This is a genomic window from Flavobacterium sp. R1_16, from assembly GCF_057652095.1.
In genome coordinates, this window is sequence record NZ_JBYFCG010000008.1 from 19,505 (window position 1) to 38,103 (window position 18,599).

At 33.5% G+C, this 18,599-nt stretch carries 19 protein-coding genes; 8 read left to right on the forward strand and 11 right to left on the reverse strand.

Annotation, left to right across the window (positions count from 1 at the left end):
* Positions 1–86: 86 nt before the first annotated feature.
* The 3 genes from recO to gdhA all read right to left on the reverse strand — a co-directional run bounded on the left by recO (position 87) and on the right by gdhA (position 4,622).
* Positions 87–800 carry a DNA repair protein RecO gene (recO, locus tag AC23L6_RS11675; protein WP_487562690.1) on the reverse strand — a complete coding sequence of 238 codons (714 nt, stop codon included), beginning with the start codon at positions 798–800 and terminating at the stop codon, positions 87–89.
* Positions 801–849: 49 nt separating this feature from the next.
* On the reverse strand, positions 850–3,153 hold the full coding sequence (gene porZ, locus AC23L6_RS11680) for a type IX secretion system anionic LPS delivery protein PorZ (RefSeq protein ID WP_487562689.1): 2,304 nt from the start codon (positions 3,151–3,153) through the stop codon (positions 850–852).
* Positions 3,154–3,278: 125 nt separating this feature from the next.
* The gene (gdhA, locus tag AC23L6_RS11685; RefSeq protein WP_487562688.1) at positions 3,279–4,622 is read right to left on the reverse strand and encodes an NADP-specific glutamate dehydrogenase; all 1,344 of its coding nucleotides are present in this window, start codon (positions 4,620–4,622) and stop codon (positions 3,279–3,281) included.
* Between the two features lie 330 nt (positions 4,623–4,952).
* On the opposite strand from gdhA, the gene AC23L6_RS11690 reads away from it, so the two are divergent.
* A complete protein-coding gene (locus tag AC23L6_RS11690; RefSeq protein WP_487562687.1) occupies positions 4,953–5,741 on the forward strand; it encodes a THC0290_0291 family protein in 789 nt (262 codons plus the stop codon).
* Positions 5,742–5,782: 41 nt separating this feature from the next.
* On the opposite strand, the gene AC23L6_RS11695 is transcribed toward AC23L6_RS11690, so the two are convergent.
* Entirely contained in the window at positions 5,783–6,925 is a 1,143-nt protein-coding gene (locus AC23L6_RS11695) for a cystathionine gamma-synthase (protein ID WP_487562686.1), read from the reverse strand.
* A gap of 19 nt (positions 6,926–6,944) precedes the next feature.
* Positions 6,945–7,400 (reverse strand): DinB family protein, encoded by a 456-nt coding sequence (locus AC23L6_RS11700; RefSeq protein ID WP_487562685.1) that lies wholly within the window; start codon positions 7,398–7,400, stop codon positions 6,945–6,947.
* Between the two features lie 70 nt (positions 7,401–7,470).
* Between AC23L6_RS11700 and AC23L6_RS11705 the strand changes: the two genes are divergently transcribed.
* The 7 genes from AC23L6_RS11705 (at position 7,471) to AC23L6_RS11735 (ending at position 12,772) form a co-directional block, all read left to right on the forward strand.
* Positions 7,471–7,824, forward strand: a complete 354-nt coding sequence (locus AC23L6_RS11705; RefSeq protein ID WP_487562684.1) for an arsenate reductase family protein — start codon at positions 7,471–7,473, stop codon at positions 7,822–7,824.
* Positions 7,824–8,711, forward strand: a complete 888-nt coding sequence (locus AC23L6_RS11710) for a DMT family transporter (protein WP_487562683.1) — start codon at positions 7,824–7,826, stop codon at positions 8,709–8,711. Before AC23L6_RS11705 ends, AC23L6_RS11710 begins: the two co-directional genes overlap by 1 nt.
* 81 nt (positions 8,712–8,792) lie before the next feature.
* The gene (locus tag AC23L6_RS11715; protein ID WP_487562682.1) at positions 8,793–9,653 is read left to right on the forward strand and encodes a YicC/YloC family endoribonuclease; all 861 of its coding nucleotides are present in this window, start codon (positions 8,793–8,795) and stop codon (positions 9,651–9,653) included.
* Between the two features lie 68 nt (positions 9,654–9,721).
* Entirely contained in the window at positions 9,722–10,303 is a 582-nt protein-coding gene (gene gmk, locus AC23L6_RS11720) for a guanylate kinase (RefSeq protein ID WP_487562681.1), read from the forward strand.
* Between the two features lie 21 nt (positions 10,304–10,324).
* The gene (nadD, locus tag AC23L6_RS11725) at positions 10,325–10,906 is read left to right on the forward strand and encodes a nicotinate (nicotinamide) nucleotide adenylyltransferase (protein WP_487562680.1); all 582 of its coding nucleotides are present in this window, start codon (positions 10,325–10,327) and stop codon (positions 10,904–10,906) included.
* A gap of 352 nt (positions 10,907–11,258) precedes the next feature.
* Positions 11,259–12,254: an NAD(P)H-dependent glycerol-3-phosphate dehydrogenase gene (locus tag AC23L6_RS11730; protein ID WP_487562679.1), complete on the forward strand. Its 996-nt coding sequence runs from the start codon at positions 11,259–11,261 to the stop codon at positions 12,252–12,254.
* 2 nt (positions 12,255–12,256) lie between these two features.
* Positions 12,257–12,772, forward strand: coding sequence for a hypothetical protein (locus AC23L6_RS11735; RefSeq protein WP_487562678.1), 516 nt, complete (start codon positions 12,257–12,259; stop codon positions 12,770–12,772).
* Positions 12,773–13,069: 297 nt separating this feature from the next.
* On the opposite strand, the gene AC23L6_RS11740 is transcribed toward AC23L6_RS11735, so the two are convergent.
* The 6 genes from AC23L6_RS11740 to AC23L6_RS11765 form a co-directional block, all read right to left on the reverse strand.
* Positions 13,070–13,951, reverse strand: coding sequence for an aldehyde dehydrogenase family protein (locus AC23L6_RS11740; protein WP_487562677.1), 882 nt, complete (start codon positions 13,949–13,951; stop codon positions 13,070–13,072).
* A 12-nt stretch (positions 13,952–13,963) separates the two neighbouring features.
* The gene (locus AC23L6_RS11745; protein WP_487562676.1) at positions 13,964–15,430 is read right to left on the reverse strand and encodes an aldehyde dehydrogenase family protein; all 1,467 of its coding nucleotides are present in this window, start codon (positions 15,428–15,430) and stop codon (positions 13,964–13,966) included.
* Between the two features lie 118 nt (positions 15,431–15,548).
* Positions 15,549–16,451, reverse strand: coding sequence for a deoxyribose-phosphate aldolase (gene deoC, locus AC23L6_RS11750; RefSeq protein WP_487562675.1), 903 nt, complete (start codon positions 16,449–16,451; stop codon positions 15,549–15,551).
* A 128-nt stretch (positions 16,452–16,579) separates the two neighbouring features.
* Positions 16,580–16,987, reverse strand: coding sequence for a hypothetical protein (locus AC23L6_RS11755; protein ID WP_487562674.1), 408 nt, complete (start codon positions 16,985–16,987; stop codon positions 16,580–16,582).
* 25 nt (positions 16,988–17,012) lie between these two features.
* Entirely contained in the window at positions 17,013–18,032 is a 1,020-nt protein-coding gene (pheS, locus tag AC23L6_RS11760) for a phenylalanine--tRNA ligase subunit alpha (protein ID WP_487562673.1), read from the reverse strand.
* Between the two features lie 101 nt (positions 18,033–18,133).
* On the reverse strand, positions 18,134–18,490 hold the full coding sequence (locus AC23L6_RS11765; protein WP_487562707.1) for a hypothetical protein: 357 nt from the start codon (positions 18,488–18,490) through the stop codon (positions 18,134–18,136).
* Between the last annotated feature and the right edge of the window lie 109 nt (positions 18,491–18,599).

Sequence of the window (18,599 nt, forward strand, 5' to 3'; positions counted from 1 at the left end):
AATTTTGATAAAAGAGAATAGAAAATAGATAAAAGAGAGTAGACTTTTACCAAAAAATTTAGGATAACAATAGCTTTTTTGAATTTCTAGGAAAAAACTTCTTTTAAAACGTCTAGAGATTTTGGTTTTTTGAAGCCATCAAGGTGAATCGTATAGTAGTCTAAAAGTATTTTAAGTAAAATTTGTCGTTCTACTCCAGCAAATGTTTTTTGATTGTCATCAAATTTTAAATCGATGAGTTTTTTAAACAAATGTGTCTCGTGTTCAGTGAGACAACTTGTTCCTAAAAAAAGAGTAAAAACACCTTCTTTAGTTTCAAAGTAAGGGTAGTTCATTTCGGAAATATCAGGATAAAATCCAAGAAATTTTGTGATTTCTAACAATAAAATTAAATGAAAATTAGACGCTTCATTGTGAGTATCTAACCAAAGCAAGGCCGATTCTAAAAAAACAAATAGGTCTTCATTTTTTTCTTCTTCGTGTATGCTATGATGAAGGATTTCTGACAAGAAAATAATGATGGTACTTTTAACAATATCTGTATTTATGGATTGGTAGGCATGAGCCAATTTAATTTCTTTAAAATGTTCAAGAGTACCATTGTTTTTGTGTTTAGCCTCAATTTCAAGAATTGTCAAAGGCTGGAAATAAGCTATTTTTTGATTGTTTTTTCTGCCCGAAAAAGCACTTTGAACAAAATACGATTTTAATCCATCAGATAATGTAAAGCATTTTACTATCAAGCTTTTTTCTTGATATTTCAAGGATGAAAGAACTATGGCTTTGGTTTTGACTAACAATTTTGACCTATGAATTTTAAATTTTTAGTACTCTTCTCTGAAACTATTTTTATCGAATAACCATTACTTTTTTTACTTTAGTATCTAAACCATCTTCGGAAGAAATAAAAATGATGTACACTCCAGATGCTACTTTATATTTTCCAAAAGCGGTAGTATCCCATTCTATGGTTCCTCCTTCAGAGGTGGTTTCGTGAACTAGATTCCCTTCAATATCTGTAATTTTAACAGTTGCTCGGTCTATTAATCCGCTAATTTTTACTGTTCCTGAGTATTCAGGACGAACTGGGTTAGGGTAAACGTATACATTAGCTAAATTTTCATTGGCATCTGTAGCAATTCCTTTAAAAGAAACCATTCCTCGTGAGGTTGCTATAAAAACCTCACCTGTAACTCCATTAATATCAATGTCATTAATAGAGTTGCTAGGTAAAGGAGAATTTTTTATGGTGAAATGATAAATGGTCTTTTGTCCATCAGAAGAAACCAAAAACACCCCTGAATCTGCAGTTGCAATCCATTTATTATTAGCCCCATCAACAACTATATCCGTTATTAATTGTTGGTATAAAAGCTCCTGAGCTAAATTTTCTTCTATGATAATTATGGGCTGTGTTGTCAATTGTTCCGAAGAATTAAAACTATCCACACTAGGTAAAACTCGTAATCCATTTCTAGTTCCAATCCACATTTGATTCCGATTATCTATAGCGACTGCACTTGCATAATTATTGGGGAGATTACCAACATCAGAACCTTCTTTAATAGTTTTAAAGAGATTATTGTAATTTTCATTGAAACCTATAATACCGTCATTTTGAGATGTCAACCATTTGGTACCATTCCTATCAATAACCATTCTTCCAAAATTTAAAACCCCTAACCTTTGATATACTTTAGACATATCATAGGACTGCCACTGTCCATTTGCTTTTAACACTTTCAATCCCTTTGGATCTATACTACTAGTAAGCCATAAATTTCCTGATTTATCAAATGCAGTTCCATTAACCCTTATATCGTCTGGAACTTGATTTGGAATGGACTTCAAACCATCTGATCCAGTATTTGAAGCATTATAAAGTGTTTTTAATTCATCATTTTCAAACTCTAAAAGTCCAGAATAATATGAACTTACAAAAACTTGATTTTCATTATTTGGATTGACTATTATTCTTGATAATGCTTTTGCTTCTAAAAGATTTTTATATGGAATGTTTAGCCACCCTCCTTCTGAGTATTTACTGATTCCAAATTTTGCTGGAAGTCCTTGATAAAACGCATATGGATTGTAAAAGAAATTATACCCTCCATATACTGCCCACAAATCTTTTGATGTTGTGGCTATTGCGAAAATATTGTTCCTAAGTGGACCGCTGGGCGTGCTGTCTTCAATCACTGATGAATTAATTCCTCTTGTATAAACCCCATTTTCTAGAGTTCCCATTACAATTCTTTCATTAGTTACAGTAGCACAAGTGAACTGTGCTGAAACGTCAGGAATTTGATTGCTATTTACGTCAATTATTTGATTTAAAGATGTGTTGTAAACTAATACATGATTTGCCGTTGTAATTATTAAATACGGATTACTACTCCTCAAATCCAATGCAGGTTGTGCTAAGGTTGCTATCGACACAAAGGATTCCCCAACTATTTTCTGCAAATTTCCAACTGTAGTAATGGCTACTAATTCGGTTCCAAAAGCCTCGATTGCAGACCATCCTGAAGGAGCAATTGTAGTCCATTGATTATAGTCATTCAAATTTGGATTGGTTATATCAGCTCTTCGGATACCATTATTAAGAGTTGCTGCATATATTTTGCCGTTATAAATTGCCGTTTGATTAACCGCAATTTGAGCCCCTGAATCGCCTATAAAATAAGTATCACCAAATTGTAGTGTTTTTAAATTATATTGAACAATCCCAAAATCGCAAGAAATGTATACTATACCTTCGTATTCCATGAAGTGATTGATTCTCTTCATATTTGATGGTAATGCCTTATTAATAATATCGACTACATTTAACATCTTTCCATCATTTTCATCAATTACAATCATCAATCCATTTTCATGGCCTACTATCGTTTTTTTAAAAATTGGACTATGATAAATGGAACTTATTGTTTGTCCAGAAAGGCCATCGATAGTATTCGTGGTCTTAATTTGTCCCGTAATTACATTTTTTGAAAACAATGCATTCTCTGAAGCGGCAAAAAATGTTGCTGTAGACTGTGATAGATCTTTTATCTCGTTATAAGAAAAATAGCCTTTCCATAAAAAACTATTTTGAGAAAAAGTAACCTGAAAAGCAAATAAAAAAAGAAAAACGATATTGGATTTTTTCATTTTGTTTTGAAAAATTGTGAGACAAATATACTATAAAACGATATTATTTAATTTTTAATATAGTTATCAAAAAAAACGCCCTCAAAATGAAGGCGTCTTTCTAAATTAATAATACCATTTCCCTTTTATACCACTCCTTGAGCTAACATTGCATCTGCCACTTTCACAAAACCTGCAATATTGGCTCCTTTCACATAATTAACATATCCATCATCCTCAACACCGTATTTTTTACATTGGTTATGAATTCCAAGCATAATATCTTTCAATCTTGCATCCACTTCTTCGCTAGACCAGTTTAAACGAATAGAGTTTTGAGTCATCTCTAAACCTGAAGCCGCGACACCGCCTGCATTAGCAGCTTTACCCGGTGCATAAAGAACTTTATGATGTAAAAATTGTTTTATAGCATCTAAAGTGCAAGGCATGTTAGCCGCTTCTGTAACACAGATAACTCCATTAGCTATCAATTTTTTCGCATCTTCTTCATTCAACTCATTTTGGGTTGCACAAGGAATAGCAATATCTACTTTTACTTCCCAAACTCTTTTCCCTTTGTGGAAAACTGCATTTGGATATTTTTCAACATACATTTCAGCTCTGTTATCTCCACTTGCTCTCATCTCAAGCATGTACTCGATTTTCTCTCCTGATATTCCTTCCTCATCATACACGTAACCATCTGGTCCAGAAATTGTTAAAATCTTTCCTCCCAATTCATTTACTTTCAAAGCGACTCCCCAAGCTACATTTCCAAATCCCGAAATAGCAACTGTTTTACCTTTAATTTCATGACCTATAGTTCTTAGCATTTGCTCTGTAAAATAAACCACTCCATATCCCGTTGCCTCTGGACGAATTAATGAACCTCCGTAGGCAATTCCTTTTCCAGTTAAAACTCCCGTAAATTCGTTTCTGATTCTTTTATATTGTCCAAATAAATATCCTATCTCTCTGGCTCCAACTCCTATATCTCCCGCTGGGACATCTACATCAGGACCTATGTGTCTACACAATTCGGTCATAAACGATTGACAAAAACGCATTACCTCAGAATCTGATTTTCCTTGTGGATCAAAATCAGATCCTCCTTTTCCTCCTCCCATAGGAAGCGTTGTTAAACTATTCTTGAATACTTGTTCAAATGCAAGAAATTTAAGTACCGATAAATTAACAGAATGATGAAATCGAATACCTCCTTTGTATGGTCCTATGGCTGAATTCATTTGAATTCTAAAACCTCTATTTACTTGGATTTCTCCTTTATCATCAACCCAAGGAACGCGAAAAATTATTGATCTCTCAGGTTCAGCAATTCGTAGAAGTAAATTTTTTCCATCGTATTTTTTCTTGGTAGCGATAAAAGGGATTACCGTTTCTGCAAACTCTCTTACTGCTTGAATAAATTCAGGTTCGTTTGGGTTTTTTGACTCTACAAGAGCCATAAATTGATTTATTTTGTGTTCCATTATGAAATAAATTTTTCAATTAAATTAATAAAACTGTTTCCAAAACGCTTACTCATTAGCTTGTTTTTTGATTTTAAGAAAACGTTTTCGTTGGCTGATACAAATATACATTTAATAAGAATATTGAGTCGCTTTTTTTATCGAACTTCAAGAGAATTATCATTTTATTAATCTATTTTCAAGAAATCTGTAATTACAATATTATCTAACACGAAAACGTTATAGTTTTCGTAAATAAATTAGAAATAGACTACTATTCTTTTAATTTTTAATTTTTTTAAATAAATGAATGATGTTTTTATATATTTGTCGTTAATTGATTTTATTTAAATGCGAATCCCTAAATGCTTTTCAATAATCTTCCTACTTTTATTGGGCTTTTCCAATGAGATTATTGCACAATTTGGTTTTTCACATGAAGTTGGTCTTATAACTGGACCTGTTGCATTTCAATCCGATTATGGCGAAAGACACGATTTTTCTACAAATGCTGGAAATACAGGATACGGCATTGGTATTATCCATTATTTGAATTTTTCATATAAAGCCGATTGTAATTGTTATACTCCTGAAACGTATTTTAATGACCATTTTAAATTAAGAAGTGAATTATCTTATAATAAAACGGAATTGAAACACTTTGGAGAATGGGTACGCCCTGAAAGAAAAAAATTGTTCAACGAACAATTAAGAGGTATGAGAGGAAGTACAGCTGTAACCAACATTGGGATGCAATTGGAATTTTTTCCTATGAGTATTCGAGATTTTACAGCCACTATAGGCTCTTGGGGACCTTATTTAAGTCTAGGTGGTCAATTCAGTTTTTATGATCCAGTAGCTTATTCTACTCTCGGGAAACTGAATACTCCAGCAACAACACCCATTAAATATTACAATGCAACCGATAATGCTGGAGGAACGGTTTGGTCAATTGTAAGTAGCGTTGGAACTCGTTATAAAATGTCACCTCTATCTGATTTGATGGTCGATTTGCGTTTTCAATATTACTTTTCCAACTGGGTCGACGGGTTAAATCCTGACCCAAAGATTTATACTGAAAACCGCTCGAACGATTGGTTGGTTTGGTTTAATTTTGGTTATATTTATTACATACAATAGAAAAAACTACTAAAAAAGTCGAAATCTATTTTTTTTTAGTTCTATAACAGCGCCTGTTCCAAATCTTCTATTAAGTCTTCAATGTCTTCAACTCCTATGCTGAGTCGAACCATGTCATCAGTTATTCCTATTTCTTTTCTTTTATCCTCTGGAATAGAAGCATGAGTCATCAATGCTGGGTGATTGGCTAGAGATTCTACTCCACCTAAAGATTCCGCTAGAGTAAACACTTTCAACTTTTTCAAGAAACTGATAGCCTCTTCTTTTTTACCTGATGCAAAAGTAAATGAGACCATTCCTCCAAATCCATTCATTTGTTTTTTTGCTATTTCATGAAAGGGATGACTGACTAATCTAGGATAATATACCGTATTTATTTTTGGATGATGACTTAAAAATTCAGCTATTTTTTCACCATTTTCACAATGTCTTTGCATTCTCAGGTGTAAGGTTTTAATTCCTCTCAAAACCAAGAAACTGTCCATGGGGCCCAGTGTAGCCCCAGTAGCAAACTGCTGAAAATGTAATTGTTCTCCTAAAGCTTCATCTTTAACAATTAATGCTCCCGCAATCACATCAGAATGGCCACTCAAATATTTTGTTGCAGAATGCATAACAATATCAGCTCCTAAGTCTAGTGGCTTTTGTAAATAGGGCGTTGCAAACGTATTGTCAACTGCAAAAAGAATATTTTTTTGCTTCGTAATTTTAGCTATCTCCTGAATATCAGCTAACTTCATCAAAGGATTCGTTGGTGTTTCTACCCAAATTAATTTTGTGTTTTCATTGATTAAGGACTTGAATTTCTCTATGTCATTCATATCAACAAAATGAAACTTTATTCCAGAATCCTTGTAAATACGTGTAAACATTCTGTAAGTTCCTCCATACAAATCGTCCATGGCGACAACCTCATCACCTGCTTTGAATGATCGTAAAATACAATCTGTAGCTGCCAGTCCTGACGAAAAAGCTAAAGCTCTCTTTCCGTTTTCTATACTTGCTAAAGCATTTTCTAAGGCTGTTCGTGTAGGGTTTGAAGCACGACTGTATTCATAATCACCCACTGGCTGACCAGGGCTTGTTTGAGCAAATGTTGATGTTTGGTATATGGGAGGCATCACAGCTCCTGTAGTTGGATCGTGATGTTGACCTCCGTGAATGGTTTTGGTATTAAATTTCATTCTTTATTTAATTTATTTTTTAAACAAACTTCCTAATGTTCATCATAAACCCCAGATGAATCGCTTCGTGATAATTATTAAATTCCATCGCATCTTTTAGTGATGCTAAATGAAATCCTGTACTCGTAGTAAATTCAGTATAGGTTTTAAATTTTCCGCTAGCGAAGTCCTCTTTAGTTTTCTCAATCAAGGTTATTAGCAAACCTTTCAATTGGTCAACTTCGGCTTGTGTGGTTACTCCCGTTGGCTTCGAACCATTTTTGTACACATTTGTCAATTCATCAGTTACATAAGTTGACAATCCTGATAGACGATAAACTAGACTTTGTTGCACCACAATAACGTGTCCGATATTCCAAATTAAATTATTGCTAAATCCTTCGGGTATTTTGTTTAGCTGTTCGAGAGTATACGCATCGAAAAACTTTAAATAATGATTTCTACTGGTTTCCCATATTTTGAATGTGGCTTCCATCTTTTCGAAATTTTTTATAAAAATACATATTATAAGTTGCAAATGATTTTCCTTTGCAAAAAGAAATTTCATGACAAATAAAATATATTACCTCGCTTCCTGCGACAGTTGTCGAAAAATTATAAAAGCCCTACCAGAAAACAACAACTTAGTTTTTCACGACATCAAGCAAAATCCTATTTCAGTTGAAGAATTAGAAGAAATGCATCAGCTTTCTGGAAGTTATGAAGCATTGTTCAGCAAAAAAGCGCAGCTCTATAAATCATTGGATTTAAAAAACAAATCATTAACTGAAAACGATTATAAAAAATACATTCTTGAACATTACACCTTTTTAAGTCGCCCTGTTTTTATAATCAATAACGCTATTTATATTGGCAATAGCCCAAAAAACATTCTTGAAGTAATGAAAGCTTTAGCCTAATGTCAAAAAGAAATCTTGCATTACTTGGTGCAACCCTAGTTTCTATCATTTACGGCGTTACTTTTACCATTGCAAAAGATGTTATGCCTCAATACATAGACGCTTATGGGTTCATCCTGATGCGAGTTGGAGGCTCTGTAGTATTGTTTTGGCTGTCGTGGTTATTTGTTCCTAAAGAGAAAATTGATTTGGCAGATTTCCCTCGTATCATCGCCTCAGCTTTCTTTGGTGTGGCTTTTAATATGCTCACTTTATTCAAAGGGTTGAGCCTAACTTCTCCGATTGCTGCAGCAGTAATTATGGTTACAACACCCATGATTGTGTTGATACTTTCGGCATTGCTAATAAAGGAACGATTACAAAAATCGAAAGTATTAGGAATCATTTTAGGATTAGTAGGAACAGCTTTTCTCATTCTCTACGGAAAATCAATTGGCAATGCAACAAACGGAAGTTTGGGAAATTTTCTAGTTTTTATCAATGCGGTCTCCTATGGTTTTTACCTCATCATTGTAAAAAGTTTAATGGATAAATACAATGCTTTTACCTTTGTAAAATGGATTTATCTTTTTGGTTTTTTGATGGTTTTACCTTTTGGCTGGAGCCAATTTACAGTTGTTGATTGGTCTGTAGTTCCCGTATCGATTTTGTGGAAAATTGGTTTTGTCGTTGTCTTCTCGACCTTTGTAACCTATTTGTTAAATTTACTTTCTATGAAAGAACTAAAGCCAACAACCGTAGCGGTTTTCATTTATTTACAACCCTTATTTGCAACTGTTTTCGCCATCGGATTGGGAAAAGACAACTTAAATTGGGTGAAAATAAGCGCCGCCATTTTAATTTTTAGCGGAGTTTACTTAGTCATCCTCAAAGGTAAAAAATCGTAATTTCTTTATCTTTTTAAAGTGAAAATTGAAACTTAGCACTGAAAACTTTTTCCTTATCTTTGAATTCTTTTACAAAAGTATATGATACAATCAATGACTGGATTTGGCAAAGCGACTTTGCAATTGCCAACCAAAAAAATAACCGTCGAAGTAAAATCTTTAAACAGCAAAGGTTTAGATTTAAATGTGAGAATGCCCTCTGTATATCGTGAAATGGAATTGGGTTTACGAAATCAAATTTCGACCGTTTTAGAACGCGGAAAAATCGACTTTTCCATTTATGTTGAAACATCTGCTGAACAAACCACCTCAAAAGTTAATGTCCCTGTAATTAAATCCTACATCAATCAATTGAGAGAGATACATGCTGATGCTAATGAAACCGAATTGATGAAAATGGCAATAAGAATGCCTGATGCCTTAAAAACAGAACGTGAAGAAATCGATGAAAATGATTGGACTCAAATTCAAATCGTAATTGATGAAAGTTTGGCGAATATCATCAATTTTCGAAAAGATGAAGGTATTTCTTTAGAAAAAGAATTTCTGTTGCGCATTGGAAATATTCTTTCTTTAATGAACGAAGCAGTAAGTTATGATGCAGAAAGAGTAGAAACTGTCAAAACAAGATTAAAAACCGCTCTTGACGAACTGAAAGTTACTGTTGATGAAAATCGCTTTGAGCAAGAATTGATTTTCTATTTGGAAAAATATGATATTACCGAAGAGAAAGTGCGCTTAGAAAATCATCTCAACTATTTTATTGAAACTCTTGCTGGAACTGAAGCCAATGGGCGAAAATTGGGTTTCATAACTCAAGAAATGGGTAGAGAAATCAACACAATGGGTTCAAAATCCAATCATGCACAAATGCAAAAATTAGTAGTGATGATGAAAGATGAATTAGAAAAAATTAAAGAACAAGTTTTGAATGTTTTATAAGTAATTGGTAAATAGTAACTGGTCAAAAGCGCTAATTACTAATCACTAATCACTAATCACTAAAAATAATGAAAAAAGGAAAATTATTAGTGTTTTCAGCACCATCTGGATCAGGAAAAACCACTATAGTTAGGCATTTGCTTAGCAAAGAAGATTTAAATTTAGAATTTTCGATTTCAGCGGCAACCCGTGAAGCTCGAAGTGAAGAAGTAAATGGAAAAGATTACTATTTCATGTCTATCGAAGAATTTAAAAAACACATTAAAGCAGATGATTTTGTTGAATGGGAAGAAGTGTACCGAGATAATTTCTACGGAACCTTAAAAACCGAAATAGAACGCATTTGGGCTAATGGTAAAAACGTGATTTTCGATATTGATGTGGCGGGTGGATTACGTATCAAAAAGAAATTTCCAGAAGAAACTTTGGCTGTTTTTGTAAAACCACCAAGTATCGATGAGCTAAAAATTAGACTAAAAAAACGTTCTACAGAAAGCGAAGACAAAATAAACATGCGAATTGCAAAAGCATCTGTTGAGTTGGCTACTGCGCCTCAATTTGATAAAATCATTAAAAATTACGACTTGGATATCGCAAAAGAAGAAGCCTATCAATTGGTTAAAGAATTTGTTCAAGATTATAGTAATTAGTGAATAGTAATTACTCTGACTATGAAAATCGGTCTCTATTTCGGCACCTTTAATCCCATTCATGTTGGGCATCTCATTATTGCCAATCACATGGCTGAATATTCTGGATTGGACCAAATTTGGATGATGGTTACACCTCATAATCCATTAAAAAAGAAAGACACTTTGCTGGATGATTACCAACGTTTACATTTGGTTTTCCTGGCAACAGAAGATTATCCAAAAATTAAACCCTCTGATTTTGAGTTCAAATTACCTCAACCCAATTATACGGTAAATACCTTAGCGCATTTGCAGGATAAATTTCCAAAGCATGAATTTTCATTGATTATGGGTGAAGACAATTTAAAAACCTTTCACAAATGGAAAAACTACGAGGTGATTTTGCAAAACCACGACATTTATGTTTATCCGCGAATTTCTTCTGAGGCTGAAAATCATGAATTTAAAAATCATCCCAAAATTCATCTTGTTAGTGCTCCAATAGTAGAAATTTCATCCACTTTCATCAGAGAAAACATCAAAAACAAAAAGAATATTCAACCGCTTTTACCTGCCAAAGTCTGGGAATATATTGACCACAATAATTTTTATAAAAAATAAAAAGCGCTCTCTTATTGATTTAAAGAACGCTTTTATAACTAACCAAAAACAAAACTAACACACTTAATTCATAAACAAACTAACCCTTAAATTCATGAATTATGACAACTATAACGAAGTTTTGTTTATCCATATTGTATTGAAAATCATAATTTTAAGTTAATTTTGGCCTTTGCAATACAATTGGTTTTTCTATCATTTTCAATCTTGCCGGATTTACTATTCGGTTTTGTCATTTTTTAGTTACTTTTGAAAAGTTAATCTTTTTAAGAAACTATTATTTAATTTATCATTTTTAACTCATTCTATTTTTAACAATCTTCGAAAGAAAGATTAAGAAAATAAAATAATTATGACAAACCATCCCAAATTTGCTGTTATAGGAGGAGGAAGTTGGGCGACAGCAATTGCAAAAATGCTATGTGCTAATCTTCCAGAAATTGCTTGGTATATGCGAAATGAAGATGCTATAGAACATATCAAAGAACAGCATCACAACCCAAATTATTTGAGTTCTGTTGAATTTCATGTTGAAAAATTGAAACTCACCAACGACATCAATGAGGCAGTAGCGTATGCAGATTATATTATCTTTTCGATTCCTTCTGCTTTTTTAAGCTCAGAATTAACAAAATTGACTGAAGGCCTTGACGGCAAAATTATTTTTTCGGCTATCAAAGGGATTGTGCCTGAAACGAGTTTAATTGTTGGTGAACATTTCAATAAAACATACAACATTCCCTTCGAAAATATTGGTGTAATAACTGGTCCTTGTCATGCTGAAGAAGTGGCACTAGAGCGATTGTCGTATCTTACGATTGCTTGTGGAGATGCTGAAAAAGCAAAAATAGTTGCTAAATGCCTATCCAGTAATTACATCAAAACAAAAATAACCGATGATATCATTGGCACAGAATACGCTGCCATGCTTAAAAATATTTATGCTATAGCAGCAGGTATCGCTCACGGATTAGGTTATGGTGATAATTTTCAATCGGTTTTGATGAGCAATGGCATTCGCGAGATGAAAAAATTCATCCGGAAAGTGCATAAAATGAAACGCAACATTAACGATTCGGCCTATTTGGGGGATTTATTGGTAACGGGTTATTCTGTGTTTTCTCGCAATAGAATGTTCGGAAATATGATAGGAAAAGGCTATACCGTAAAAAGTGCCATGATGGAAATGAGTATGGTTGCCGAAGGCTACTACGCTGCTAAAAGTGCTTGGGAATTGAATCAAAAATACGAAGCAAAAACCCCAATTATTGATGCCGTTCATGCGATTTTATATGAAGGAAAAGACGCGAAAAAAATCTTTAAAAAACTAACTGAAAAATTGGATTAGTTATGAGTAAACGATGGCAACACCAGATTTTTATAGGGCTCTTTTTTACACTTTTTATGACTTTTGGTTTTGCCTTATTGGAAATCTATAACACATCTTTAAAAGAAGTCTTGTTGTCAAAAACTATTTATATTAGATTCTTTACCTTTTTAACGTTTGGAATTTTTATTTTGGGTTATTTCAGTTGGAAAACGATTGTTGACAAAAAGAAAGATAAATTATTATCTAAATCTCAACGAAATTCTCCAGAATTTAGAAGAAGTAAACGATGGAAATATCAGATTAGCTCTGGATTTCTTTTTGCTATATATTTAACATTTATAACTTCGTTTATAAATAACAAAGAACCTTTTTTAGAACAAATAAAAAGTCTTAGGTTCTATTATCAGTTTTTTGGTAACTTATTATTAGGAATATTTATTATTGGATATTTAGCATGGAAGGGGAATGATGAAAAAAGTGATTGGAATAGTTGGTCAGCATTATTTAAAAGAATTGGGTTGAAAAAAAATACCTGAAATTAGTTTGGTTTATGAACTTTAATTGGAAAAATAGTGCTAAATGGGGAGCTTGCGTCGGTTTTGGATTCCTTCTAGTTAATACTTTAGGCGATTATATGCTGGTAGGAAATTCTATTTATAAAGATTTTTTGATATTAAATTTTTACAAAAAATTGGTTTTTACTATTGTTGCTTTTAGTTTATGTTGTGTTTTTTTTGACTGGTTAAGAAATTTGTTCTCAAATAAAAGAGGTGTTCACAAAAAAAGCCTGTAAATTATTTACAGGCTTTTTATTATATTGTACGTTTCTTATCCTAATACCCACTTCCTGCTCCACCAATTTGTTCAATAGGATGCCAAGTAGTTTTGGTTTCTTGAAAATCATAGATGTAATGTAGGTTCTCGTGTTTTTCATCAACATAATCGCTATTCTCACGAATAATAACTCGTTTAATATTATCAACTGCCAAATCTTGAATCGTTTTAATCACCGCTGCATCAGAGCCACAATACAATAGTGCATTTACATTCATATGAGAAGCAAATACAGCATTCAACTCCGCTATTTTACCTGTCAATATATTTACCACTCCATTAGGCACATCCGATGTAGCAATAACTTCTGAAAACGAAATGGCACACAATGGCAAATGCTCTGAAGCTAAGACAACACATGTATTTCCTCCAGCAATAATACTACATATTTGAGTTACTAATCCCAATAGACCGCTGTCTTCTGGTGCAAAAACTCCAATAACACCCATTGGCTCTGGTACAGAAAAATTAAAGTAACTTCCTGAAACTGGATTTACACTACTGTGCATTTGAGTGTATTTATCACACCATCCCGCATAATAAATCAAGCGATCAATACTTAATTCAACTTCTTGTGTCGCTTTATTTTTATTGACACCTTGTGTTTCTAATTCGCTTACAAACTGCGCCTTTCTTCCTTCTAAAACTTCTGCAATTCGATATAAAATCTGACTTCTGTTATAGGCTGTTTTGTTTGCCCAAGCACCTTGAGCAGATCGAGCAGCAACCACCGCATTTCTAAAATCTTTCACAGAGGATAAACACATGTTTGCAATTATTTTATTATTGTTTTTTAATGGATAAAAACGACCTGACTCCGTTCTAGGGAATTTTCCACCAATAAAAATTTTATACGTTTTTAAAACTTCAATTCTCGACATAGCTTATCTTTTTTAAACAAATTTTAAATATTCATTCAAACCGTGAACTCCACCTTCTCTTCCAAAACCGCTTTCTTTATACCCTCCAAATGGCGATGCAGGGTCAAATTTATTAAAGGTATTTGCCCAAACTACTCCTGCACGCAATTGCGAAGTCATATTGAAAATTTTCGAACCCTTATCGGTCCAAACTCCCGCTGATAAACCATAAGGTGAATTATTCGCTTTGTCAATAACCTCATCAATCGTTCTAAACGTTTGAATAGCTAATACAGGCCCAAATATTTCTTCTTGCGCAATTCGGTTGGATTGTGAAACCTTAGTAAACAAAGTTGGCTTACACCAGAAACCTTTATCAGGAACAGAACAAACAGGTTGATACATTTCTGCTCCTTCTTGCAAACCAATTTCAATATATTTTTGAATGGTTGTTAACTGTTTCTTCGAATTAATGGCGCCAATATCCGTGTTTTTATCTATTGGGTCGCCAATGGTCAAGGCTTGCATTCTATCTTTTAATTTTTGAACCACCTTGCTGTAAACCGATTCCTGAACATACAAACGAGAACCCGCACAGCAAACATGACCTTGATTAAAGAAGATTCCGTTTATAATTCCCTCTACCGCCTGATCTAAAGCTGCATCTTCAAAAATAATATTAGCCGCTTTTCCACCTAATTCCATTGAGGATTTCTTGTTGGTGCCAGCAATCGCTTTCATGATAATTTTTCCAACCGCTGTAGAGCCCGTAAAGGCTATTTTATCGACATCAGGATGGTTGACAATGAAGGAACCTGTTTGCCCTGCACCAGAAACAATATTTACAACTCCAGCTGGCAATTCCGCTTCCTGAAGTACTTCAGCTAATAAATAGAGTGTTAATGGAGTCGTTTCTGAGGATTTAATTACTACGGTATTACCTGCTGCTAAAGCGGGTGCAATTTTCCAAGCAGCCATTAATAATGGGAAATTCCATGGAATAATTTGACCAGCAACACCTAAAGGTTTTATTTTTCGATTAGGAAAAGCGTATTCTAATTTATCTGCCCAGCCTGCATAATAGAAAAAATGTGCTGCTGCTAAAGGAACATCTACATCACGCGATTCACGAATGGCTTTTCCTCCGTTTAATGTTTCAACTACAGCAAATTCTCTAGAACGTTCTTGAATAATTCTTGCTATTCTGTATAAATATTTTCCTCTTTCTTTTCCTGAAAGTTTCGACCAAGTCGAATTATAGGCTTTTCTAGCTGATTTTACTGCCAAGTCAATGTCATCTTCATTTGCTTCGGCCACTTTGGCCAACACTTTTTCATTTGCTGGATTGATGGTATCAAAATACTTTCCTGATTTTGGCTTTACAAATTTACCATTGATGAACAAATCATAGGTTTCTTTTAACTTAATTGTAGCTGTGCTTTCTGGAGCTGGAACTAAATTCCAATCAGAACTAAAATCTATATTATGTTGTTTTTTCATACGTAGCTTTTTATTTTTTTTAATGGTCAGTAGTTGCTTCGCCAATTCGCTAAAGCTCGGGTCGCATTTCACTTAATCGATGTTCTAATTCTTTAAAAGAATGCTCATTTCATTTCGCTTAAACTTTAGAAAAATAATCTCCTGATTGATAAACACCTGATTTTTGTTTCGCAATTTGCATTAAAACATCATTGGCCAAACTACTTGCTCCAAAACGGAAATACTCATTTGTAAGCCATTTTCCGCCAAGTGTTTCTTTAACCATTAGTAAGTATTGAAGTGCTAGTTTTGAATTAGAAATTCCACCTGCTGGTTTCATTCCTATCATAATACCCGTTTCATAATAGTAATCTCTAATGGCTTCAAGCATTACTAAAGTAACTGGTAAAGTAGCGGCTGGGCTTATTTTTCCGGTTGATGTTTTTATAAAATCTGCACCTGCATGCATGGCAATATCACTTGCACGGCGTACTTTATCTAATTCACCTAATTCGCCTGTTTCAAGAATTACTTTTAGTCGCACATCTTTTCCGCAAGCTTCTTTTATCATAGCTATTTCATCAAAGACGAAATTGTAATCACCACTATGAAATTTACCACGACTAATGACCATGTCTACTTCATGTGCGCCATTATCGACTGCTATTTTTGTATCTAACAATTTTACCTCAGCACTCGACTGTCCGCTTGGAAAGGCAGTAGCAACAGAGGCCACTTTTACATTGGTACCCTTTAGTTCATTAACTGCTGTTTTGACAAAATTAGGATACACACAAACTGCAGCAGTTGTTGGCAATCCTGGAATAGAATCATGAAGGTGATGTGCTTTATAGCAAAGTTGTTTCACTTTTTCTTCGGTATCTGCGCCTTCTAATGTGGTAAGGTCTATCATGTTAAGAGCCATCATAAGCCCCTGCATTTTAGCTTCCTTTTTTATACTTCTTGCTGTAATCCTACTAATTCTATCATCAACTCCAACTTGATCGATTACAGGAGAATTTAAATAATTATATTGTTTCATTACTATTGCTTTTTTAAGGATTTTAATTCCAAAATATCAAAGTTTAATTACAAAAATATAGTATTCTATCAAATAATTGATAAATTAATTTTTATTTTGATAAATTCAAGAAATAAATTAACACTATTTTATTTCACTATGACTCCGTCTACAAATAAAATAGGCACTTCTTCCACAAAGTCTTCATTTATGGAATGCGATTTAAAAATATATTTTTTGTCGTAAAGGGTATTTCCAATAAAAAAAGTAACCATAAATTCATTATTCAAAGCCAAAACGCTTTTTTCTACCATCTCAATTTTCACAACGGATACTGGAGGAATTTCAATAAAAGCATGACGCAACAAAGACGTCTTTTTCATATCTCCATCTATAGTTCCAAATGCTTTTGAAACGACCATGACACTGTCTAATTGAAAATCACTATCGTTTACAAGATAAACATACCAAACCTTTTCCATGAAATCGTCTTTCCATTCTTGGACTGCGGCAAGGAAAACATTTTCTACTTCTGGAATTTGAATGTCTTTTTTCACAAGATATTTCTATGGCTCAAAATAACTATATACTCGATTTAAATTGCTCCAAGAAACGAACATCGTTTTCATAAAACATCCTAATGTCGCCTATTTGGTATAACAACATAGCAATTCTTTCGATTCCCATACCAAAAGCAAAACCATTGTATTCATTTGGATTGATTCCGCAATTTTGCAAAACATTTGGGTCAACCATTCCGCAACCCATAATTTCTAGCCAACCGGTTCCTTTGGTAATACGATAATCGGTTTCTGTTTTTAATCCCCAATAAATATCAACTTCTGCACTTGGCTCCGTAAACGGAAAATAAGAAGGTCTCAAACGAATTTTGGACTTGCCAAACATCTCTTTTGTAAAGTATAATAGCGTTTGTTTTAAATCAGCAAATGAAACCTCTTTATCAATATACAATCCTTCTACTTGGTGAAAGATGCAGTGAGAACGAGAAGATACTGCCTCATTACGGAAAACTCTTCCTGGAGAAATGGTTCTAATAGGTGGTTTATTGTTTTCCATATAACGCACCTGAACCGATGAAGTATGTGTTCTAAGCAAGATATCTGGATTGGTTTGAATAAAAAAAGTATCCTGCATATCACGTGCAGGGTGGTATTCGGGTAAATTTAAAGCGGTAAAATTATGCCAATCATCTTCAATTTCTGGACCTTCAGAAACATTGAACCCAATTGAGGAAAAGATATCAATAATTTGATTTTTTACCAGTGAAATAGGGTGACGAGAACCAATGACAATAGGCTCAGAGGAACGTGTTAAATCTCCATAAAACCCTTTTATTTCCTCTTTACTTTCTAAAAAATCTTGAATCGATTTTACTTTTTCTTCGGCAGTAGTTTTTAGTAAATTAATGACTTGTCCAAATTCCTTCTTTTGGTCATTTGGCACACTTTTAAACTCAGCAAAAAATTCTTTCAAAAGTCCTTTGCTTCCTAAAAACTTAATTCGAAATGCTTCAAGTTCAGATGCATTTTGAGTCGAAAAATTGTTGGCTTCGTTTATGTATTCTTTAATCTTATCTATCATTTTGATACCCTAATTGAAAGTGCGAATTTAGGAAAAAGTTTTCAGTTTTCAGTCGCAGTTTTCAGTAGATTCATTCTGAAAACTGTCACTGCGAGTGCAAACTATGAAATAAGTTCTTTTTCTAAAAAATAATTCACAATAGCTTCTTTCATTAAAACCGATTGCTCGCCTGCTTTTAATGGAGGTAATGCTTCTTTTATCTTATAATGAGGCCAACCGTCTTCATCAAAATACTCAAATTCATAGAATCCATAAGGCTCTAATAATCTGCAAATAGCTATATGCATCAAATTCAATTTCTCTTCTTTTTTAAAAGACTGGTGTACTTTTCCAAGCTCCTGAACACCGATTAGATAAATAATAGCATCTAAATCTAAATCTTCTCCTTTAGAAAATTGATTGGAAAGTATAGTCACCAGCTGTTCCCAGCGTTCTTTAAGTTGTATATCTCTGGACATTCTTTGTTTGTGTGCGATGAATGGTGTGTATTTACAATTCATAAAATTAGAATACAAAGATAAGAACTTGGTGATTGACAATAACTAACCTGAGATATACTTTTGAATG